Source organism: Mesocryomonas fontinalis (assembly GCF_055730125.2).
Window position 1 is genome coordinate 449,818 of record NZ_JBUZWG020000004.1, and the last position, 20,200, is coordinate 470,017.

The 20,200-nt window shown below is 66.1% G+C and carries 22 protein-coding genes; 7 read left to right on the forward strand and 15 right to left on the reverse strand.

Going from position 1 to position 20,200, the window contains the following annotated elements; all coding sequences use genetic code 11:
• Positions 1-48: 48 nt before the first annotated feature.
• Complete coding sequence (locus tag ACZL02_RS12980) at positions 49-183, reverse strand: hypothetical protein (protein ID WP_472940020.1); 135 nt, start codon at positions 181-183, stop codon at positions 49-51.
• Complete coding sequence (ssuD, locus tag ACZL02_RS12985) at positions 183-1,346, reverse strand: FMNH2-dependent alkanesulfonate monooxygenase (protein ID WP_472940021.1); 1,164 nt, start codon at positions 1,344-1,346, stop codon at positions 183-185. The genes ACZL02_RS12980 and ssuD overlap by 1 nt, the downstream gene beginning before the upstream one ends.
• Before the next feature lie 491 nt (positions 1,347-1,837).
• On the opposite strand from ssuD, the gene ACZL02_RS12990 reads away from it, so the two are divergent.
• Positions 1,838-2,494 (forward strand): pentapeptide repeat-containing protein, encoded by a 657-nt coding sequence (locus tag ACZL02_RS12990; protein ID WP_472940081.1) that lies wholly within the window; start codon positions 1,838-1,840, stop codon positions 2,492-2,494.
• 126 nt (positions 2,495-2,620) lie between these two features.
• Here ACZL02_RS12990 and ACZL02_RS12995 read toward each other — a convergent pair whose 3' ends face one another.
• Positions 2,621-2,863 (reverse strand): hypothetical protein, encoded by a 243-nt coding sequence (locus ACZL02_RS12995; RefSeq protein ID WP_472940022.1) that lies wholly within the window; start codon positions 2,861-2,863, stop codon positions 2,621-2,623.
• A gap of 207 nt (positions 2,864-3,070) precedes the next feature.
• On the opposite strand from ACZL02_RS12995, the gene ACZL02_RS13000 reads away from it, so the two are divergent.
• Positions 3,071-3,376 carry a hypothetical protein gene (locus tag ACZL02_RS13000; protein ID WP_472940023.1) on the forward strand — a complete coding sequence of 102 codons (306 nt, stop codon included), beginning with the start codon at positions 3,071-3,073 and terminating at the stop codon, positions 3,374-3,376.
• A gap of 99 nt (positions 3,377-3,475) precedes the next feature.
• Here the strand turns inward: ACZL02_RS13000 and ACZL02_RS13005 are convergent, their stop codons facing one another.
• The 8 genes from ACZL02_RS13005 to ACZL02_RS13040 form a co-directional block, all read right to left on the reverse strand.
• Positions 3,476-4,240: an EAL domain-containing protein gene (locus ACZL02_RS13005; protein WP_472940024.1), complete on the reverse strand. Its 765-nt coding sequence runs from the start codon at positions 4,238-4,240 to the stop codon at positions 3,476-3,478.
• Positions 4,241-4,463: 223 nt separating this feature from the next.
• A complete protein-coding gene (locus ACZL02_RS13010; protein WP_472940025.1) occupies positions 4,464-4,892 on the reverse strand; it encodes an Rrf2 family transcriptional regulator in 429 nt (142 codons plus the stop codon).
• A 137-nt stretch (positions 4,893-5,029) separates the two neighbouring features.
• Positions 5,030-5,281, reverse strand: a complete 252-nt coding sequence (locus ACZL02_RS13015) for a hypothetical protein (RefSeq protein WP_472940026.1) — start codon at positions 5,279-5,281, stop codon at positions 5,030-5,032.
• A gap of 258 nt (positions 5,282-5,539) precedes the next feature.
• Complete coding sequence (locus ACZL02_RS13020) at positions 5,540-5,983, reverse strand: response regulator (RefSeq protein ID WP_472940027.1); 444 nt, start codon at positions 5,981-5,983, stop codon at positions 5,540-5,542.
• Entirely contained in the window at positions 5,980-7,101 is a 1,122-nt protein-coding gene (locus tag ACZL02_RS13025; RefSeq protein ID WP_472940028.1) for a PAS domain-containing protein, read from the reverse strand. The genes ACZL02_RS13020 and ACZL02_RS13025 overlap by 4 nt, the downstream gene beginning before the upstream one ends.
• A gap of 233 nt (positions 7,102-7,334) precedes the next feature.
• Positions 7,335-7,580, reverse strand: a complete 246-nt coding sequence (locus tag ACZL02_RS13030; protein ID WP_472940029.1) for a hypothetical protein — start codon at positions 7,578-7,580, stop codon at positions 7,335-7,337.
• Between the two features lie 150 nt (positions 7,581-7,730).
• Entirely contained in the window at positions 7,731-8,594 is an 864-nt protein-coding gene (locus ACZL02_RS13035; RefSeq protein ID WP_472940030.1) for a glycosyltransferase family 2 protein, read from the reverse strand.
• A complete protein-coding gene (locus tag ACZL02_RS13040; protein ID WP_472940031.1) occupies positions 8,576-10,645 on the reverse strand; it encodes an HAD-IIB family hydrolase in 2,070 nt (689 codons plus the stop codon). The genes ACZL02_RS13035 and ACZL02_RS13040 overlap by 19 nt, the downstream gene beginning before the upstream one ends.
• A 65-nt stretch (positions 10,646-10,710) precedes the next feature.
• Between ACZL02_RS13040 and ACZL02_RS13045 the strand changes: the two genes are divergently transcribed.
• Together ACZL02_RS13045 and ACZL02_RS13050 are read left to right on the forward strand one after the other, a co-directional pair.
• Positions 10,711-11,769, forward strand: coding sequence for a glycosyltransferase family 4 protein (locus tag ACZL02_RS13045; RefSeq protein WP_472940032.1), 1,059 nt, complete (start codon positions 10,711-10,713; stop codon positions 11,767-11,769).
• Positions 11,769-12,956, forward strand: coding sequence for a glycosyltransferase family 4 protein (locus ACZL02_RS13050; RefSeq protein ID WP_472940082.1), 1,188 nt, complete (start codon positions 11,769-11,771; stop codon positions 12,954-12,956). Before ACZL02_RS13045 ends, ACZL02_RS13050 begins: the two co-directional genes overlap by 1 nt.
• Here the strand turns inward: ACZL02_RS13050 and ACZL02_RS13055 are convergent.
• Together ACZL02_RS13055 and ACZL02_RS13060 are read right to left on the reverse strand one after the other, a co-directional pair.
• Entirely contained in the window at positions 12,944-13,930 is a 987-nt protein-coding gene (locus ACZL02_RS13055) for a glycosyltransferase family 2 protein (protein WP_472940033.1), read from the reverse strand. The two genes, ACZL02_RS13050 and ACZL02_RS13055, sit on opposite strands and share 13 nt — an antisense overlap.
• On the reverse strand, positions 13,927-14,556 hold the full coding sequence (locus ACZL02_RS13060; RefSeq protein ID WP_472940034.1) for a glycosyltransferase family 29 protein: 630 nt from the start codon (positions 14,554-14,556) through the stop codon (positions 13,927-13,929). Before ACZL02_RS13060 ends, ACZL02_RS13055 begins: the two co-directional genes overlap by 4 nt.
• Positions 14,557-14,727: 171 nt before the next feature.
• Between ACZL02_RS13060 and ACZL02_RS13065 the strand changes: the two genes are divergently transcribed.
• From ACZL02_RS13065 to ACZL02_RS13075, 3 genes are read left to right on the forward strand one after another with little or no spacing between them, the layout of a single operon-like run.
• Complete coding sequence (locus ACZL02_RS13065) at positions 14,728-15,867, forward strand: glycosyltransferase (protein WP_472940035.1); 1,140 nt, start codon at positions 14,728-14,730, stop codon at positions 15,865-15,867.
• The gene (locus ACZL02_RS13070; protein ID WP_472940036.1) at positions 15,864-16,556 is read left to right on the forward strand and encodes a hypothetical protein; all 693 of its coding nucleotides are present in this window, start codon (positions 15,864-15,866) and stop codon (positions 16,554-16,556) included. The genes ACZL02_RS13065 and ACZL02_RS13070 overlap by 4 nt, the downstream gene beginning before the upstream one ends.
• A complete protein-coding gene (locus ACZL02_RS13075; RefSeq protein WP_472940037.1) occupies positions 16,543-17,733 on the forward strand; it encodes a glycosyltransferase family 2 protein in 1,191 nt (396 codons plus the stop codon). The genes ACZL02_RS13070 and ACZL02_RS13075 overlap by 14 nt, the downstream gene beginning before the upstream one ends.
• Here ACZL02_RS13075 and ACZL02_RS13080 read toward each other — a convergent pair.
• Positions 17,648-18,994: a PIG-L family deacetylase gene (locus ACZL02_RS13080; RefSeq protein WP_472940038.1), complete on the reverse strand. Its 1,347-nt coding sequence runs from the start codon at positions 18,992-18,994 to the stop codon at positions 17,648-17,650. The two genes, ACZL02_RS13075 and ACZL02_RS13080, sit on opposite strands and share 86 nt — an antisense overlap.
• Positions 18,991-20,103, reverse strand: coding sequence for an acyl-CoA dehydrogenase family protein (locus ACZL02_RS13085; RefSeq protein WP_472940039.1), 1,113 nt, complete (start codon positions 20,101-20,103; stop codon positions 18,991-18,993). The genes ACZL02_RS13080 and ACZL02_RS13085 overlap by 4 nt, the downstream gene beginning before the upstream one ends.
• Between the last annotated feature and the right edge of the window lie 97 nt (positions 20,104-20,200).

Sequence of the window (20,200 nt, forward strand, 5' to 3'; positions counted from 1 at the left end):
TGGCGCCACCAACCGGATCGCGCTGCGCCAGGCGAGGCTCGGCCGGCTTCAGCCCGGCCAGCCGCCGCCCGCGAACGGCCCAACGCCGAGGACGGTCGCCAGCACCGTCAGGAAGGCCGCGGCCGTCATCAGCACCTCGAGAGCCGCAGGCAAGCGGTCGGCGGCGAGCCGGCGGAGCGGCATCACGAGGCACTCACCGGGCGCGCTTCCGGCGAGCGCGAATTGGCGATGGCCTCGCCGACGATGCGAGAGCCGGCAGGCGCGGCCAGCCGGGGATCGTCGTGCCCCAGCGGCAGCCGTGGCAGAACCCGCTCGCCGAAGGAGTAGGCCTCTTCGAGATGCGGGTAGCCGGAGAAGATGAAGGTATCGATCCCGACACGGCGGTACTCGTCGATCCGCTCCGCCACCGTCTCGGCATCGCCGACCAGCGCCGTGCCCGCGCCGCCGCGGATCAGGCCGACGCCGGCCCAGAGGTTGGGACTGATCTCGAGCTTCGTCCGATCACCGCCGTGCAGCGCCCGCATCCGGATCTGCCCGACCGAATCCTGCCGCGCCAGCGCCTTCTGCGCCTTGGCGATGGTCTCGTCGTCCAGCTTGGAGATCAGGCTTTCGGCGGCCGCCCAGGCCTCCTCATTGGTATCGCGGACGATCACATGCAGGCGGATGCCAAAAGTCACCGTTCTCCCCGCCGCCTCGGCGCGCGCGCGCACTTTGGCAAGCTTCTCGGCGACCGCGAGCGGCGGCTCGCCCCAAGTCAGGTACTTGTCGATGGTCTGGACGGCCACCTCGATGCCGGCATCCGACGAGCCGCCGAAATAAAGCGGCAGACGCGGCTGGTGCGGGGAAAAATAGAGTTGCCCCTCCTTCACCGTGAAATGCTGGCCCTCGTGGTTCACCACCTCGCCGGCAAGCTCGGCCTTGTAGATGTCGAGGAACTCCTTGGTCACCGCGTAACGCTCGTCGTGGTCGAGGAAGATGCCGTCGCCGGCATTCTCGACGGGGTCGCCGCCGGTCACGACGTTGATCAGAAGCCGCCCGCCGGAAATGCGGTCGAGCGTTGCCGTCATCCGCGCCGCCAGCGTCGGCGAGAGCAGCCCCGGACGGACGGCGACGAGGAACCGCAGTCTCTGCGTCGTGCGCGCGAGGGCCGAGGCGACGACCCAGGAATCCTCGCAGGATCGGCCGGTCGGCAGCAGCACGCCGTAATAACCGAGCTGGTCGGCTGCCCGTGCCACTTGCTCGAGATAGTCGATGTCGACGGCGCGGGCGCCTTCCACCGAACCGAGATGACGGCCGTCGCCATGCGTTGGCAGAAACCAGAGAACCTTGATCTTGTCGGGGGTCATTCATCACCTCGCAATGCCCAGTCGGCCGAGACTACCCAGCGCCAGCCGCCCACCACAGGAATGACATGTCTATTATATCGCTAGATTGAGTAGATCCTTCCCTGGTGCCTGCGGGTTCGAGGTGCGCCTCCCCCCGGCGCGGCCCGGCCCGTCGCGCTCCTCGCGAGACCGCCGTTTCGCAGAGGCAACCAAGCCACCCGAGTTCGGCTTTAACGAGCGAGCCGATGCAGGCGACGACGCGCCAGCGCTGTGCCATACCGGGTGAATGCCGGGCACAGACGGCCTCGAAGCGTGACAACGGTTGACGACACTGCGCTGGATGGGAAGCGCAAGCCGGCCGGATAAGGGAGGACACCATGACGCTGGAACACCGCAGAAATCGCCCGCAGTCGCGGCGGAATGCAGCGCAGCTCCAAACAGGGCAGTCGATCCGGACCACCTTGCAACAGGGCTCGGTTGCCGCGACGGGACGGACCACCGGCTTTGCGGCAATGGTTCTCTTCGCCTCGACACTGGCATCAGCCGCTGCCGATTGCCAAAGCGTTGCCGAGCCCGGGATCGACTGGAGTGAGTGCAACCGGCGCAATCTCTCGATAGCGGGCGCCAATCTCGAGGGCGCCAATGCCGCCGGCGCCGATCTCAGCGCCACGGATCTGCGGGATGCCACGCTGACCTCCGCCAATCTCGAGAAGGCGAAAATGGTGCGCGCTTCGCTGGCGAACGCCAAGGCGGACAAGGCGAACTTCAGCCGCGTCGAAGGCTACCGGACGGATTTCAAGGGGCTGTCGGCCCAAGGCGCGGGCTTTCAGGGCGCCGAACTGCAGCGCGCCGACTTTACCGACGCCACGCTCGCCGGCGCGAATTTCGAAAAGGCCGAGCTCGGCCGGGCGCGTTTCAAAGGGGCGACGCTTTCCGACAACCGCTTCGCCTTCGCGAACCTAGCCCGTGCGAACCTCTCGGGCGCCAAGGTCAGCGGAGCGATGGACTTCAGCGGGGCCTACACGTTCCTGACGAGGATCGAGGGCGTCGATCTCTCCGCGGCGACCGGGCTCGTCCAGGCCCAGATCGATCTCAGCTGCGGCGATGGCAAGACAAAGCTGCCAGCGGGATTGACGGCACCGGCCAGCTGGCCTTGCGGCGCAGACTGAGCCGGGCACCCCAGCGAGCATCTTCCGGATCGCCGGCGCGGGCGCAACCGTCGAAGGGCGGCAACATTCCGCCCTTCGATCGGTCGCCCGGATACGGGACTCGTTCTTCAGCGATCGGGCGGCGAACTATGCCTCGCTGGCCCAGAAGGCCTCATCCATCGGCAGACGGATGATTTCGGCCTTGTCGGGATCGAGAAGCCGGACGTGCGTGTCGCCGGTCTCGGCATAGCCGAGCTGGGTCAGCGACGAACGCACGCTGCCCTTGGCCGTCGCCGGATCGGCGGCGTTGAAGGCTTCGTGAAAACCGCCGGGCTGCCAGGTGCCACCGGCATCGGTGCCGGTCTCGATGACATATCGGGTTCGGGGCATGTCGATATCCTCCCTTGGCATCGGCTCGTCGAAGCGGCCGAATGGAGGAAGAGTAGAACCTCAGTTGGTTTTCGGTTCAAGCCATTCGAGGCGGGAGGATCATGTTGCACCGCTTCGAGGGTTTGATCGCGCTTCGATCAGGCTTTGGTCGGGCTGAACCATTCCCAGCCAGCCCCGTTGCGGCTGGAGACCATTACGGAGAACATGATGCCGACCACCCTCACCGCAAACTTCGATACCCGCCGCGAAGCAGAGATGACCGTCGAGCGGCTCGTCCAGGAATACGGCATCGATCGGCAGAACATTGCCATCGCCGCGGCAGGCCCGCGCAACAGCGCAGGGGTTGAGGAGGCCGGTGCAGACGTCGGGGCTGGAGAGCCATCAGCAGACGAGCGCAACGATGCGCCGCTCAACGGGGCAATCGCCGTCTCCGTCGAGGTCGATGGCGACATGGAAGCAACGGTCCGCTCCGCCTTTGCCGAATTCGGCGCGAGTGACGTCGCCGAGCGCTAGAGCATCCTGCGATAGGGTGGACTCACCCCATCAAAGAAAGACGCTCTCAGTTCAACGAGACAGAGCGTTCTTCGTGCGTCCTTCCGGACGCACAGCGCTTTAAGCGCTGACCCGCGTATCGATCCGCTGGAAGTCGACCGCCGGCAGAGCTTCGAAGGCCGGCTTGGCGAACCAGTAACCCTGGAAAAGCTTTACGCCTGCGGCCTTCAGCACCATGAATTCGGCTTCGGTCTCGATGCCCTCGGCCAAGAGGGTGATGTTCATCGCACGGGCGATGCCGATGATGCCGGCCACAATGATCTGCCGGGACCGACTGGTATCGATGGCGCGCAGGATCTGCATGTCGATCTTGATGAGATCAGGCTGGAAATCCACCAGGAGACCGAGGCCTGCATGCCCCGCGCCAAAGTCGTCGATGGCGGTGGTGAAGCCGTGCTTGCGGTATTCGGTGATGATGTTCAGGAGGTGGGCGGTGTCGGACACCTCTTCGTCTTCGGTAAACTCGAACATGATCGAGGACAGCGGAAAAGCGAAGCGGTTTGCCGCCATCAGCGTCGCGCGAAGACAGGCCGCCGGCTCGTAGACGGCATTCGGCATGAAGTTGATCGAGAGCTTGAGGTCCTCACCAGCCGGAAACAGCCGTGCAGCAAATTCGATCGCCTTCACCCGGCAGGCCTGGTCGAAGCGGTATTTCTGCTCGGCGGAAACCTTCGACAGGATCGAATAGGCCCCCTCGCCCCCCGTGCCCCGCACCAGCGCCTCATATCCCCAGACGCGACCAGCAGCGACGTCGTAGATAGGCTGGAAGGCCATGGTGAAATCGAAATCGAGCTTTGCGGAAGTCGTGCAGCCGGCGCAGTTCATTGAATGTCCTGTCTTATTACCCCCCAGACATTAGTATGCTCCGGTTGCAAATCGCTTAACTCGTGCGTCAAAACCTTGAATTAGCGTCATTTTGCCGGTTGCAGAGCGTCCGGCGATCTGAACCGGCAACAGTCGATAGCACGATAGCCGCCAACTGGACCCCGAAGCTTCGTCGGCTCTTCAGTAAACGCACCCAGGCCTGGAGGTACTGTCGCAGCGCCCCCTAGGCGACCTTCAGAAGCCTTCGGATATCGGGCATTCCAGCGACGAGATCGGCGATGGTGTGGAGGCGGAGCGAACCGAGGAACTGCTCGAAGGCCGCTTGCAGCGCCTTCTCCATTTCAGCCTCTTCGGCGCTCTCGATGCCCCGGTCGGACTTGGCCGAGGCGCCGCCCATGTCGGTCTCGACCGCCTGGATGACGTCCGCCAACGTGATGTCACGCGCGGGCCGGCCGAGGCTGATGCCGCCATTCCGCCCGCGTACGGTCGCCAGGAGCCCGGCCGAAACGAGCGGCTTGGATATCTGGGCGAGATGCATGGCGGAGACGGAATAAGCGGCCGCAATCTCACTGACCTGGCTAAGTCTGTCTTCCTTGGCCGCACAGTACATGAGCATGCGAATGGCAAGATTGGTCTGACGGGTCAGGCGCATGGAAACGCATCCTCACTGGAATGATTCCAACATTGTGACCGTGGAATCGTTCCAGGAAGCGATGAGAGCGCATGACCTGTCATCTCCTGTTTCCAGGCAGGAGAACCGTCGCTGGCGGCGCAAACAGCGCAAGAAATTTAAGTCAGAAGCGTAGGCACCGGCGAAGATGATGCAAAATTCAGCGAATAATCCGGCTTGCCCGTCAAAACATTTGCGGCCCGCGCGCTGGCTATCTCGCTGTCGCTATAGCCAAAAATATGATGGATCGTCCGGTCGCTCATCCCGGTTTCGATCATCGCCAGAATTCCACGGCGGTCGACATCGGAAAAATTACGCGGTTCTCCGATGAGACCGAGATGTCGCAGTAATTTATAGGCACGGCTCTGCACGTCGTAATCGCTCCCCTTGGCGGAGTTAAAGCGAGGCCGGCACGGTAAGGTTCACTGACGATTTTGTGAGGCGCGTGATACTGCTAACGAGCCAGTGTAGCACGTCTTTCCATGCGCAATATGCGCGCAATGGTTGCGCGGCTATGCCTGCAAAGGCCCGCGAGACCCGAAGATTTTGCGGGGAGAGCTGGTAAGGGGACGCCAGAGTTATCCCCACTTCACGACATAATTTCGCGAGCGTGCCCTTAACGCGAAAGCTCAGGCCCAGGCTTCCGTGTAGACAGGACCCAGACGAAACCCGCCGGGCTTTGGTAGGGTTGGCGGTGGATCGATCAGGCCTTGATGCAGATAGGCGAGCACCGCCACGAGCTTGGAGCTGGAAAACGGCTTCTCGAGAACGCCGATGCTGCCTTGCATGTCCTCATCTACGAGGCGACCGTTCGCGGTCATGAAAACGTATTTCGCGCCGGTCTTGTTCTGCAGACCGCGGGCGACATCGAGCCCTGACGTGCCGTGCATCAATTGGATGTCGAGGAAGACGATGTCAGGCTGAGAGGAATCGTAGAGGGCCAGCGCCTCGTCGGCGGACGTCGCCCAACCGGCCACGATGTGACCTTCATCCTCGACCGTCCCTTCGATGTCCATGGCCAGGAGGCCTTCGTCTTCGACGATCAGGACGCGCAAGGGCTGAAGATCGCTCACTGGACTGCAACTCCGATCGGATTCACAAAGGCAACGCTGGCACGGGTGCCGGGTTGCGCATCGGTGATGTCGATCGTGCCACGAATCTGCTTGACCAGCGACTCAATGAGGCGGTGACCAAACGTTCGTGTCGATTTCGGCTGCGAGCCGGCTATGCCGACGCCATTGTCTTCAATCACGAGGTGCGCGGTCTCGCCAACCTGAAAGGTCGCGACACGAATGCGGCCGGCCTGCCTGTCGACCGGAAAGGCGTGCTTCAGCGCGTTGGTGATCAGCTCGTTGAGAAGGAGAGACAGCGAGGAGGCCGTCGAAGCCGGCACCGTCAGCGGCTGGAGGTCCAGTTCCACCTCGATCTCGGGACGGCCAAGGGCGTCGACGATGTCGCCGCACAGCTCGGCGGCAAACCCCGAGACGTCGAAGACCTGCACGTCCTGCGACTGGTACAGCTTCTGATGCACCGACCCGAGCGTTTCCACCCGCGTCATCGTCGTCCTCAGTGCAGCCTTCACCTCCGGCATGTCGGAGTACCGCGCCTGGCTCCGGATCATCGCTGCGACCATCTGCAAATTGTTCTTCACGCGGTGGTCGACCTCGTGCAGCAGCAGCTTCTGCTGCTCCAGTGCTGCCTCCAGCGCGACGGTCCGTTCCTTGACGGCGTTCTCGAAGAAGTCGCTGGACTGCAGCGCCTCGAGCTCGCGCGTCCTTCGCTCGGTCACATCGAACTGCGAGGCGAAGAAGAACTGAAGCTCGCCGCTATGGCCGAAGACGGGGCTTAGATACAGGGCGTTCCAGAAGGTCGAACCATCTTTGCGGTAGTTCAGAAGTTCGACGTTGACGTCCGTCTGCCCCCTGACCGCTTCGCGCAAAACGGCAACCGCCTCGACATCGGTCGCCGGGCCCTGAAGGAAACGGCAGTTCCGTCCCATCACTTCCTCGCGGCTATAACCGGTCAGCTTGAGGAAGGCATCGTTGGTGAAAACGATCGGATTGTCGTCCTGGCGTGGATCACTGATGATCATCGGCATGCGGGTCGCACGAACGGCCGCCGCGAACGGGTCGCCCTTCCCCTGCTCGGCATGCAGACGGTCGGTGAGGAGGACTGCTTCCTGGGATTCCAACGTCTACTCCGGACTTCAGATGACAGATCGTCTCGCGACGAGCATGAGGTTCTTCGACCAAATTTTTCGGAAGAAGTCCGGCAAACCAGCCTTGGTCCCGGAAAGCGGCGCCAGCCGTTGCTCCCTTGCCGCAATCGCAAGGGCTGCGTGCATTAATGGTGCTGAGCGCGTTTGGTTTCGTTTTTTCGCTGCGCCTTATGGAGGTTAGTGCCCGCGCATCGGCGCAGTGCCGATTATTTTCGCTTGGGCTTTGCCTTGGGCTTGGGTGCCGCCAGCCGAGCCGCATCTGCGTCGATCTTTGCCTGAAGCGCCTGCTGTTCCTCGCGTGCCGCCTTCAGGCGAAGCGTCTTCGAAACGGTCGCCTCGCGCTCGGCCGCGATCACCGTCATGCCGGAGCCCTTTTCGTGACGCTCGCCCGGCGTCTGGAAATAGGTGGCCGCGTCGATAGCGGTGTCGGGACTGGTTGTTTCTGAAGCCATGGATCGTTCCCCGCCGACAGGGCGCCGGACCGGAAACCTAGAACCTTTCCCCCTCCTGCGGCTTAGCTTGGGTTAAGTTTCCGTCCGGCAGAGGGATTTTTTCAGGCTGGAAAGCAGCGTTACCCGCGCTGTCGCATCCGCCAGCCTCTCTCAACTGAAGATGCGCTGTGTGTCGGCCGCTGCCGCAGCGATTTCTGCCTGCGTCGGGGACCGGACGACGGTGATATCGGCGGCGTCGCTCGACCAGGCGATCAGGCCTGCCGCCGCAAACTGTCCGAGCCAGTAGTCCATGCACCAGCGCTCGTGCCGGCTGTAGAACAGCCTGGCATTGCGCAGGATCGCATCGAAATGCTGCAAGGGTGGCACCGAGACCGGGTGATGCTGATGATAGCTGCGCGCTCCCGCCGTCCAGAAGAACGGCAGCCCGGCCTTACCGAGACGGGTGGCGAAGTCGGTCTCCTCGCCGCCATAGCCTTCGAAGACCTCGCTCATGCCACCCACCGAGGCGTAATCTTCCCGGCGAAGCGCAAAAGAGAGGCCCCAGAGCTGACCGACATCCGGCTCCGCCCGCACCCCGGTAGACGGAACCGCCGGCTTGGAGGGGTGCGTCACCCCGACCCGGTCGAGCTCGGCAAAGTCGAGCGGTCCTCGCGATGCACCGGCCGGCAGGTACAGCACCTCGCCGAGGAACAGCCCGCTCCGGGAAGCCGCCGCCGTCTGATAGGCTGAAACCAGTCCCGGTGACGGGATGCAGTCGACGTCGAGGAAGATCAGAAGCTCCCCACTCGCCGCCTCGGCCGCGCGGTTGCGGGCTTTCGCCAAAGGCAAGGCATCGCCGGCGACCATGACGTGCCGAACGGGGCAACCGGGATCCGGCAGGTCCTCCAACGGCTCCGGCTGCATCCAGGCGATGACGAGCTCCGACGGTTTCGACTGCTGCCGCGACAGCCCGTGCATCAGCTGGGCGAGGTGATCGCGCCGCCCCCGGACGAGCGTCAGGACGCTGGTTTGCATGCTTCTCGGCCATGCTCGAGGAAATGGCTCATGCCTTCGATGATCCCGTGCGCGTGGGATTTTGTCGCGACGAAGGAATGGGCGAGTTGCGGCAGACTGGCGAGCCCGTCCGAGAAGTTCGCGACGATGATCGCCTGGGCGACGGTCTGCAGCATCTCGATGTCGTTGCCGGAATCGCCGGCGACGAAAACATCCCCGACCGCCAGGTTATCGCGGCGGCGGACATATTCGACCGCCGTCCCCTTCGAGGCACCCATCGGCAAGATGTCGAGGTAACGGCCATGGCTGTGGATGATTGAACAGGAGAGCCCCGCCTTTGCCAGCCTTGCGCGGATACGGCCGACGGTATCGGGGTGGCCGTCGCTGAAATAGCTGAGCTTGTGCGACCGCTGTTCCAGAGGGGCCTGCGGCACCACCCCGACCATTCCCGACATCACCGTCTGCACCCGGTCGCGGTCCCAGTTCTTCGATATCTGCGCGCGCCATGTCCGGTCCTGCGTGTAGGTCAGGCCGTTCGCGTCGAGATGGTAGATTTCCGAGCCGACAGAGGTGATCATCACCTGCGGACGCGGTGCTTCCTGCTGTTCGAGGATCGACATCGCGCTGTGGAAGGAACGGCCGGTCGCGACCCCGAAGGCAAGGCCATGCTGCTGCCTCCGCCACTGCCGGAACAGCCGGACGCCCTCGGCACAGCCGACGAGCGTGTTGTCGATGTCGGAGATGAGGATCTTGTCGTGTGGCTGGGGCTTGCCTGCATGCCGGCAGATCCCCTTCAGGAGCGTGTGATAGCTCACCACGTGTCCGGCCCAGTCATAGGTCTGCGCCACCAGCCCGCCCGCTGCGGAATAGGTGTCCCACAGCGCCCCGTCGTCCAGAATGCGCAAGGCGGCGGTGGCGATCGCCTGTGGCGAACGCGGATCGACGAGGATGCCGTTTCCGGCCATCTCGATGATGTCGTTCGGCCCGCCGGAATCGGTCGCCACCAGCGGCAGGCCGACGGCCGAGGCTTCGAGGAGGGTCAGGCCAAACGGCTCGTTCAGCGCCGGATTGACGAAAATGCCACGACGGTCCCGCGCATAGGCATAGATCGCCGGCACGTCCTCGGCCCGGTGCGTCTTCGGGTAGGCGATCTTGCCGTATAGATCGTAGCGATCGATGAGATCCAGCAGTTCGCCGACCGTCTCGGCCATGTTGCCGTCGAGGTCCTGGTAATTGTCGCGGGTACCCGCGAAGACGACGAGGTTCGCCTTTTCCTGCAGGTCCGGGTTCTCGCCATAGGCGGTGACGAGGGCGGCGAGGTTCTTCTTGTAGACAGGACGCGCAAGGGCGAGGAGAACAGGTTTTTCCGGCTCGCGCAGAAACCGATCGATCGACGCGTCGACCCCGTCGCAGCGGCCAGCATGGTCGAAGCGGGAAAGGTCGATCCCCGGCGGCAGGATGCGGATCCGGCCGGCCTCATACGATCGGTAGGAGGCCCATTGCAGCTCGGCCTCGTCACGCGAGGATGCGATGACGACGGCCGCCTTGGCCATCGCGGTCTCTTCGCCTGCAATGCGCTCGGCGATGTCGGGGATCTCGCTGGTGCCCCATAGCGCCCGCTGCTTCACCCGCCCGAGCGAATGGGCGGTGAACACGAAGGGAATACCGAGACGCGCCTCGACGATAGCGGCGACGCTCGCGGCATCCGCGTAGTGCGCATGAATAACGTCCGGCCGGCTTTCCTGGGCGTCGATAAAGCCGATCAGCGCCTCTGCGAAGCTCTTGACTTCGCGGTGCATCGCCTCTTTTTCGACATAGCCCGGCGTGTCGCTGCCAAGCCTGATGATCTCGAGCCTGTCGCCACCATATTCATGCGGCGTCGCATAATCGGATCCGAGGGGGCTTTCGAAAAGTCGAGTGGCGACGACGATGCGCTCGATGGCGGGATCCTTCGCCGAAGCGGCCACCAGGTCGAGCAGATAACGGATGTGTCCACCTGTATCGGCTGTCAGGCCATATTCAACGTTTTCAGAGCGGAGACATCCCTGAAGCGCTACATGCAGAATAAACAACAGGATCTCCTACTCGTGCAAAATCAAACCAACTACTTCTGCCCGCGAAATCAATTGAGACATCGATGACCACGGACCGCGGTGTTCTCCGCATAGCGCAGATTGCGCCCACGATATTTCCAGTCCCTCCCCATGATCACGGCGGCACCGAGCGAATTATCAACGATCTATGCCTCGCGCTGAAACGCGCAGGGGTGGCGGTGACGCTGTTCGCACCCGCCGATAGCCTCGTTGACGTCAACCGTGTCGGAGTGTTTCCGAGTCTTCAAAGCCTGGAACAAGCCTACGGTTCCGTTCCCCCTTCGATCCCGGCGGTCCTGGAAGCCGCCCGCATGGAGGACCTGCGGCAGCACCTCGATGAATTCGACGTCGTGCACTGCCATGGCGAGTTCTTTCATGCCGCGCTTCTCGGGGAGAAGCGGCGCCACAGCCTGACGACCATCCACTGGCGGGTCGACGAGCTCGACCGGGCGCTGTTCTTCGAGGCGTTTCCCGACCTTCCGGTCGCCGCGATCTCTTCCGCGCAGCAGGCTGCCTTGCCCGCCTCGAACCGTGCCGGCGTCGTGCATCACGGGATCGAGCGGGACCGCTATGCCCTGTCGCTGGCGCCGGGTTCACACCTTGCCTTCGTCGGCCGGATGACGGACCAGAAACGACCGGACATGGCGATCCGGGTGGCGGCGGCGGCGGGCCGCGATATCCAACTGGCGGGTACGGTCGATGTCGGCAACCCGCTCTACTTCGACCGCGAGGTGCGCCCGCTCCTTTCCGATCGCGCCCGCTATCTCGGGCCCTTGCGCGACCAGGAGAAGGCGCAGCTTCTCAGCAGCGCGGACGCCCTCCTCTTTCCGATCGACTGGCCGGAGCCTTTCGGCCTGGTGATGATCGAGGCCATGGCGTGCGGAACGCCGGTGATCGCCTGGGACAGAGGAAGCGTTTCCGAAATCGTCGAGGACGGCGTCACGGGCTTCATCGTGCGCAGCGAGGAGGAAGCCGTCGCCGCCATCGGCCGGATCGACGGCATCGACCGCGCCGGCGTCCGCCGCCGTTTCGAGCAGCGGTTCACCTCCGACCGGATGGCCGTTGACTACATCGACCTCTACCGAAAGCTTTTGACGCAATGATGCGCACCGCCCTCGTCACCTGGAACTATCCGCCCTGGCCGAGCGGCCTCGCGACGGCCGCCGGCGAGATCGCAGAAGCGCTGGCGCTGGCCGGCGCCGACGTGACGGTGTTCGACCTCGGACGAAGCGGGCGCGAGATGGTCGGCGGCGTCACCGTCATCGGCTGCGCGATCTCCGACGGCAGCGGGCTGGCGCGTCTCCGGCTCTGGGGCGGCGCCGGACACCTGGCGGCGCCGCTGGCATTTCGACGGGCGGTGCTGTCGGAACACCGGCGCCAGCCCTTCGACGTCGTCGAGGCGACGAACTGGTATGCGCCGGCCGTGCTGCTGGCCCGGCGGCCGGCGATGGCCATCGTCACCCGCAACTCGACGCCGGCCGCCTTCTCGCGCGACGCCCCCGCCAGCCTCCGCGACCGCATCGACGCGTCGCTCGCCGACCGCCTGGAGCGGGCGCAGGCGCGGCGCAGCCATGGCCTGATCTCGAACACCGCCGACCATGCCAGGCGGATCTCCGCCGAATATGGCCTGCCCGAGGACGGCCGGCCGCATGGCGTCGTCGCTCTCAGCCTGCCGCCGGACCTCATCGCGCGGGGCAAGGCAGCGGCCTACCCGGCGGCGGACGGGCCGCTGCGGCTGCTGTTCGTCGGGCGGGCAGAGCACCGCAAGGGTTTCGACGCGTTGATCGACGCCATCGAGCTGGTGGCGCCGGAGGCGGAACGCGGCCAGATCCCCGACTTCGAGCTGCGGCTGGCGGGCATCGAGGCGGCGTCGCTGCCGACCGGATTGTCGCCCGCCGCCCGGCGCCGCATCACCCCGCTGGGATCCCTGACACCGGACGCCCTTTCGGCCGAATACGCCGGGGCCCATGCCGTGGCCGCGCCCTCGCGCTATGAAAGCTTCGGGCTGGTCTATCAGGAGGGCATCGCCTTCGGCCGGCCGATGATCGCCTCCAACGAGGATGCCAGCGCGCGGGCCTTCGTCGGTGCCGTCGGCGCTGGCTCGATGGCCGCGGAGACCACAGGGCCGGCCCTGGCTGCGGCTTTGCGGCCGGTCCTCTGCGACCCGGCTTACCGCTTGGCGCTGCGCGAGCATGCGTTGCTGGCGGCTGGACGGTTCAGCCGCGAGACGCTCGGCGCGGAAACGCTGGCGCTCTATCGCGCGGCGATCGCACGTTTTCAGGCGGTATAGGCGGTGAGCAACCGGTCCTGTTCCTGCAGCCGTCCGTGGCCGGGGCTCAGTCCCTCGTAGCGCGCCGAGCGCGTCATGACATGCTGATGCGCAAGATGATGGACGATTGCCCCGTGAAGGGCGATCGTGGTCTGGCGCCAGTCGGTGGCCGGCCGCTCATGCACGACGCCGGCATAGGCGACGCCAACCCGGTTCAGCCGGTACTGGGTGTCGGGAAAAAGATCTGACAGAACGCCATCGACCAGGTTGCGCCGGCGAAGGCCGATGGACACGACGCCATTCGCCTCGGCATCGGCGGCGAGTGCCCCGAGCAGCGGTCCGGCCGACGGCTCGAGCGTCTCGTCCGCGTCCAGTTGCAGGATCCACTCGGTTTTCGCCAGCGCCGACAGCGCGTTCCGCTGGGCGGCGAAATCACCGCCGAGCGGGCGGGCGGCAACCCGGACGCGGCCGCGCGCAAACCCCTCGACGTCGACGGGCCTGGCCTTGCAAGCGACGTTGTCGACGAGGACGACCACATCCTCCGTCCAGGCGGCATGCGGGCCGAGACCGGCGAGGACCGTCGGCAGTTCGTCGGCGCGGCAGCAAAGGCCGAGGCTGATCGGCACCGCAGGCGCCGCCGCCAGCGCGAAAAGCTTGGCCTCGGCCGCCAGGCGCGCGTGCGGCTGCCGCAAAGCCTCCCGCTGCGCTGCGCCGAGCGGCCTCACCCCGAGACCCCGGGCGCTTGCCGCAATTCGCAGCGTGAAGACGTCAAGACCATAGCCGGCAAGGGCTCTGCCGGCGAAACGTCCCGTCGCCAGCCGGCGGTCGAGGCTGTCGCGGCAGGCGGCAGCGTCGGTGGGGTCACGGACCAGCACCCCGCAGGAGCCGCAGGCATAGCCGAAGCGGTGTTCGCAGCCGGCGGGATCGACGAGTGTCCGCTCGGTCGGCTGAAAGGCGCGCGCATCGCAGACGAAACACCGGGGGAAGATCGTCACCGCGCTGTCCCGTCGACCGGATGAAGACGCAGCCGGCCGCTCTCCGCCTGATCTTCGAACCAGACGCGCTCCCGCTCCCACGCATGCCCGGGCCATCCGGAGAAACCGAAGCCGTGGACGTCGATGATCGCGCTCGCCGGCAGCGTCTCCAGGAGATGGAGGGCAATGAGGAAGCCGGTGCTCGGCGCACCACCTTGCCCCGCCTCGATGCCGAGAAGCCTGTCCGCCTTTTGCCGGATGGGTTCCGGCACGACGACGACCGGCCGACCGAGTGGCGCCAGCCTGGCGAGGGCTTGCACGGTCCAGTCTCGGCCATCCCCGTCGACGTCCGCTTCGTCCTGCGGCTTTGCACCGAAGGGAAACAGGAAGGAGCCGGCTTGGCGAACCACCGGGCGGGCGATAAAGCCGGGATCGCCCAGCCACTCCGCCATCTGGCCGCCGTGGTTCACCAGCGCCAGGTGCGTCACCCGGCGACCGGCAACACCGCCGAAGCCGGCCGCGTTGTTGAAACGGACCACCCAGTCGGCGGCATCGATGGCCGCGCCTTGGTCGGAAAGCTCCGGCGCATTGCCGACGACGGCGACCGTCCGCGGCCTCTCGACCGGCCCGGCGCCGTTTCTATCCATCGGTTCGACCATCGCTCTTGTTCGTCCTGCACGTTCCGGGAAAAAACCTGTAACCCATGGGCGTCTCGATCGTTGCGGCAATATCGGTCCGGGCGTCATGAGGTCCCGCTTCCGAATTCTCTATCCAGCGCCTTCGAGCGCCGACCTGCCTTTGCTCCGGAGAATTGCCCCTTGCTGAAGCCGATTTCCTTCTTCGTCCATCACCAGGGCCGCGGTCACGCCAACCGGACGATGGCGCTCATCTCCGAGTTTTCGCGCGAGCGCCCGGTTTCCGTGATGACGGCAGGCCCGCATCTCTTCGATGGTTTCAGCCGCGACATCGAGATCATCACCTTGCCCGACATGATCGGCGCGGCGGTGCCGACGCCCCGGCTCTTCGCCGAGCCGACGCCGCAGGTCATGCACTGCGTACCGCTCGGCCTGTCGCCGATGCGCAAGACGATGCGCGGCATCATCGACCATCTCGACGACCGCGAGGTCGGCCTCTTCGTCGTCGACGTCTCCTCCGAGATCGCCATGCTGGCGCGCATCGCCAGCTGCCCGGCGGTGCAGATCCGCATGCACGGCGACCGGCTGGACATCGGCCATATCGGTTCCTACGAATCCTCCGTCGGGATGCTGGCGCCGTTCGACGAGCGGCTGGAGCAGGACGACTATCCCGCCCATCTGCGCGCCAAGACCGTCTATACCGGCGGGCTGTGCACGACCGTCGGGAAGATCCCCCTCAAGGCGGAGGCCCGCCAACGGCTGGGTCTCGACCCCGAAAGGGAGGTGATCGTCGTCGTCACCGGAGGGGGTGGCAGCGGCACGCCGCTCGCGCCGCTGACGGTGGCGGCAAGAGCTGCCCCGAACGCGCTCTGGCTGACCGTCGGACCGACCCATCGCGAGGGCCACGAGACCGACTTCTCGAACCTTCGCGAACTCGGCTGGGTGCCGGATGTGACCGACTATCTGGTGGCCGCCGACATCGTCATCGCTTCGGTCGGCGACAACACCATTCATGAGATCGCCCGCGTCGAGCAGAAGCTGATCGTGTTTCCCGAGTGGCGCTATTTCGGCGAGCAGGTTCGCAAGGCGGAGGAACTCGTGAAGCTCGGCACCGCCGTCAGCGCGCCAGCCTGGCCGGGCGATCTTACCGGCTGGCAGGAGCTTCTGGCGCGGGCCCGTCAGCTGGACGGCAAACGGCTGGGCACGCTCTACGACCCCGATGCCGCGCGGCGCGGCGCGGCCTGGCTCGAGTCCCTCACCGACGAGCTTTGGGCGGGGGCGCCGGCGGGTGGACCTCAGCCAGCTGGAGAGAGCGCCGCATGAGCACCGGCGGAGACGGTCCTTCGACCGCTGGATCGACCCTTGTCACTGTCCTCAGAAGCGGCGGGCGCTACGACAGGAAATGGGTGGAACGGCTGGCGCTCGGCGCACGCCGTTTTGCCGGCGTCGAGCGGATCGTCTGCCTGACGGACGTGGCATTCCAAGCGGATGGCATCGAGGTCGTCGCGCTCCGCCACGACTGGCCGGGCTGGTGGTCGAAGATGGAGGCCTTCCGGCCGGGGATCGCGGAGCGCGTCACGCTCCTCTGCGACCTCGACACCGTGTTTGCCGGCGATGCGTCCGCCCTGTCCGAGCCCGGACTTGCCGCCATGGCCGACCATTTCCACCGCGACCGGCTCTCCAGCGCGCTGATGCGCTGGGACGGCGACGAACTCGCCTTCCTCTACGAGGCCTTCGCCGCCGATCCGAACAGGTGGATGACGCCAGGATCCTGCGGTGCGGTTCCGAATGCCGTCCATGGCGATCAAGTGGTGATCGACCATCTCCTGCGCGGGAAAGGACTGACGCCCCGCTCTCTCCAGTCGCTCTACCCCGATCTCCTCGACTTCTACGGCGCGGACAAGACGCGTTTTGGTCCGGTCGTCGTGTTCATCGGGGACGCCAAGCCCGACGTCGGCAATGACGAGATCCAGTCCCTGTGGCGCGGCGAAAGCGTTCATGCCGATGCGTGACGCCCCCGCCTTTTCCACACTAAGGGAGGCCGACGACGGTCTGCTCGGCCTTGTCGCGGCGGAACTGCCGGTGGAGCGGCTGTGCCTTGCGGGAGACCCTTCCGCGCTGGCGGGATCCGCATTCATCGCCTGCGTGCCCGCCTGCAACGAGGAGGACTGGATCGAACGGTGCCTCGCGGCGCTCGACGCCGATCTGGCCGATGGTGACGCCATCCTGCTGCTCGCCAACGGCTGCACGGACGCCACCATCGTCAAGGCAGCGGCCTTCATGGCTCGGCTCCGTCGTCCGTTCCTCATCGTCGAATGCCGCTGGCAGGCGGGTCAAGGCAGCGCCCCGCGTGCCCGGCGGCTGGCGCTAGACCTTGCGACCGGCCTCGCCCCGCAGGCCGTTCTCCTGTCCATCGACGGCGATACCATCGTGCTGCCGGGCCTTCGCGCTGCCTATGAGGAGGCGTTCGCGCACGGCTATGATCTCGTCTGCGGCCGCATCGGCTTCATTCCCGAGGAAGCGGCGCGGCTTCCCCCGGCCGATCCCGAGAGCGAGGCGATCGTCCGGGAATACCGCGAGGCCTCGCGCGAGATCGCTGCGCTGATCCAGCCCGACGCCGACAATCCCTGGCCGCACCACGGCAATATCGGCGGCGCCAACTTTGCCATGACGGGCGCCGCCTATCGCCAGGTCGGCGGCCTGCCGATGCCGCCCTCCGGCGAGGACCGGGCCTTGCGGCGCCGCTTCGAGGCCCGCGGCTTGCGCATCCGCTATGCCAACGGCCCGAGGGTCGAAACGTCGTGCCGCCTGATCGGGCGCGCCATCGGCGGTCTATCCGACGAGCTCAGCCGCAACCGCACCGAGCTGAACCCGATCGTCGATGAACTTCTGGAGCCGCCAGAAAGACTTCTGGAACGGCTGCACAGCCGGGCCGCGTTCCACAATGCGATGGGCCCGGCCGGGCGGGAAGCAGCCCTCGCTCGTCTGGAATTGCCTCCCCTGCGCGTTCGTGACCTCGCCTGGTTAGGCGGCGAAACGGCCTGGCAGGCGGCCGAGGACGAGAGCCCTGCCCTTATGCGCCGCCGTCTTCGCCTTTCAGACCTCAGGGAGCATCTGCCGGCACTGCGCCAAGCGCTCCTCGCCACTCGAAATGCTCGATCCGGTAGTCCGGCGTCTCCAGCAGGCTGAGAAGCACCGCCTCCTCGCCAAGACAAGCCGCAAAGACGTCGGTAGCGGCGCGCCCGCCGAGCGGCGTGTCGGTCGGTCCGAGATAAGAGACGACGAGGATACCGGCCCCGGACTCGAGCCGGTGCGACAGAGCATTGACGAGCGCGGCAAGGTCCGTCTCATTCAAAAAGTAGAGAACCTCCGACAGCACCACGAGATCGAACGGCCCCTGCGGCAGATCGCCGGGCATCCGGCCGGTCACGAACGAGGCCCCCGGAACGCCAGCCGCCGTCGCCCGCGCCACGATCGCCGGCTCGCCGTCGACGCCGACCACCGTCTCGGCAGCCCCGGTCTCCAGTAGAAGCCTTGTCAGAAGCCCCTCGCCGCAACCGATATCGAGGGCGCGGCGGTAGCGCCGCCCTGCGAGAGCGCCGACGCTCGCTTGGCGCTTCTCCGCCTCGTAGGGTGAGGTCTTCGCGTGCCAGGGATCGCCGCCCCCGGCATAGAGCCGGTCGAAATGCGCGGCGCCCGGCACTTCGCCCGGCATCGCCAGCCAGGCATAGCGCTCGCGGTCGTCATTCTGGGCGTCGAGGAACCAGGCAGGCATGACGAACCCACCGGGATCGTCGGTGACGACGCGGCCGAGCTGGCTGGCATGGCAGTCGATTGCCCGGCGCTTCAGCGCGACATTCGTGCGCACCTGGAACGGCGTCAGCCCGGCGCCGCTGAACGGCGCCTCCGGCGGCAGGCGCCGCGACCAGACTTCGTAAAAGAGGATGCGAAGGTCCGGCAAAAGCCTGCGCACCGCCAGCGCCAGGGCCGCCGACGCGTGATGGTCGGGGTGCGGGTCGTTGGGATGCGGCGCCGCAAGCGCCGTCGCGCCCAGCCGCCGGCAGAGCGCGGCGACCGTCTCGGCCGCGCCGGAAAAGCGCGGATCGCGGCCCGAGCCGCCGTCGGGCAGGCCCAGGCGCAGCGTCTCGGTCGGCGGACAGCCGAGGACCTCCATCGCCGCCGCCTGCTCGCGGGCTCGCAGTTCCGCCATGCGCGCCGGCGGGAAGAGCCGGGAAGCCGGATGCGACGCATCGCCGTCCGTCACCGCGACGAGCCCGACCGCACGCCCCAGGCGCCCGGCGGCGATCAGCAAGGCCGAGGCGCCGAGCGTCTCGTCGTCCGGATGCGGCGAGAGGACGACGAGCCCGCCCGGACCGATCAGCCGCTCGGCATCGGCGACGGGTGCGGCCTCGACGGCGGCGTTCCAGTCTCCGACCGTGGCGATGCTCACGACGTCAGCCCCGCAGCCAGCACGCGCCCGTGCTGAAGGAGGACGGCATCGGGATTGGCCTGACGGATATAGACCGCAAGATCGCGCATCAGCGCCTCCGCGGGATGGCCGATCGAGAAGGCGGAAAGCCCCAGCGCGCGTTCGGCGAGCGCGATGACCTCCATCGCGACCTCCTCCGTCAGCAGGCGCCCATAGGCGGACAGTGCGACGATTTCGGCAAGTCCGGTCCCGTCGCCATCGATGGGACGATAGGTTTCCACCCTTTCGGCGGCGTCCTCGACCCAGAGGCGAACGGTCCGCGCCTTCAGGATCGCGCTGCCGATCCGCGCCATCTGAAGGGGATGGCCATCGCGGCCGGTCTCCTTCAGCGAAACCGCCATGATCTTGACGAGGGCCTCGATGGCGCCGAGCTGGGCGGCCGCACAGCGCCAGATCCCGCCGACGAAGTAAGGCTCCCGCCGGTAGTCGTCCGTCCCGCCCAGAACCGCGTCCTCGCCGATCTCCATGCCGGTGAAGTCATGCGTGCCCGAGGCCGACCCGCGCATGCCCCGCATGTTCCAGGAGGATCCATCGCTCCGCGCGGCATCGGCGACGTCGAGCAGCAGAAGCTGCATCGTGTTGTCCGGCTGGTTCACCAGGACGATCGCCTTCTCGACCAGCCCGGTCCCGGAGGCGTAGCGCTTGGCGCCGGACAGCTGCCAGGCGAAGCCCGCCTCTGCCTCTTGCATCGCCACGGGCGGGCTCGCATCCGCCCCCCAGACGCCGAGGAGGCCTCCCTCCCGGACGAGGTCGGCGACGGCTTCCTGCTGCGCGGCCGTCCCGTAGAGGCAGACCAGTTGGACCGCGTTGAGATGGCCTTCGAACAGCCGCGCCGCGTTGAGATCGACGCCCCCCACCGCCGTCAGCCAGGCCAGCACGTCCTGCCAGGCCGGCGCATAGACCTGGCCGCCCCCGGACTTCGGCCGCAGAAGACGCTCGGCCCCGACATGGCCCAGCAGCATGCTCAGCAGCGGACGGACATCGGAAGGCTCGCTCTCGGCAGCACACGCCGCCAGCATGCCTTTGAGACCCTCGACGTCATCGCGGCCCGAAAGGGATTGTTTGAACACTGAAATTGGATGGTCTCCCGCACGATCTGGATGGGCGGGATGTGACCGCCCGCGCGGTTCTTCTTGTGAAATTCTGTGGTCTGCAGGCGCCACTGGC

Bases quoted from the DNA above. Each gene is read 5' to 3' on its own strand.
- ACZL02_RS12980 (WP_472940020.1), bottom strand. From the start codon at position 183: ATGCCGCTCCGCCGGCTCGCCGCCGACCGCTTGCCTGCGGCTCTCGAG.
- ssuD (WP_472940021.1), bottom strand. From the start codon at position 1,346: ATGACCCCCGACAAGATCAAGGTTCTCTGGTTTCTGCCAACGCATGGC.
- ACZL02_RS12990 (WP_472940081.1), top strand. From the start codon at position 1,838: ATGGTTCTCTTCGCCTCGACACTGGCATCAGCCGCTGCCGATTGCCAA.
- ACZL02_RS12995 (WP_472940022.1), bottom strand. From the start codon at position 2,863: ATGCCCCGAACCCGATATGTCATCGAGACCGGCACCGATGCCGGTGGC.
- ACZL02_RS13000 (WP_472940023.1), top strand. From the start codon at position 3,071: ATGCCGACCACCCTCACCGCAAACTTCGATACCCGCCGCGAAGCAGAG.
- ACZL02_RS13005 (WP_472940024.1), bottom strand. From the start codon at position 4,240: ATGAACTGCGCCGGCTGCACGACTTCCGCAAAGCTCGATTTCGATTTC.
- ACZL02_RS13010 (WP_472940025.1), bottom strand. From the start codon at position 4,892: ATGCGCCTGACCCGTCAGACCAATCTTGCCATTCGCATGCTCATGTAC.
- ACZL02_RS13030 (WP_472940029.1), bottom strand. From the start codon at position 7,580: ATGGCTTCAGAAACAACCAGTCCCGACACCGCTATCGACGCGGCCACC.
- ACZL02_RS13035 (WP_472940030.1), bottom strand. From the start codon at position 8,594: ATGCAAACCAGCGTCCTGACGCTCGTCCGGGGGCGGCGCGATCACCTC.
- ACZL02_RS13045 (WP_472940032.1), top strand. From the start codon at position 10,711: ATGACCACGGACCGCGGTGTTCTCCGCATAGCGCAGATTGCGCCCACG.
- ACZL02_RS13050 (WP_472940082.1), top strand. From the start codon at position 11,769: ATGCGCACCGCCCTCGTCACCTGGAACTATCCGCCCTGGCCGAGCGGC.
- ACZL02_RS13060 (WP_472940034.1), bottom strand. From the start codon at position 14,556: ATGGATAGAAACGGCGCCGGGCCGGTCGAGAGGCCGCGGACGGTCGCC.
- ACZL02_RS13070 (WP_472940036.1), top strand. From the start codon at position 15,864: ATGAGCACCGGCGGAGACGGTCCTTCGACCGCTGGATCGACCCTTGTC.
- ACZL02_RS13075 (WP_472940037.1), top strand. From the start codon at position 16,543: ATGCCGATGCGTGACGCCCCCGCCTTTTCCACACTAAGGGAGGCCGAC.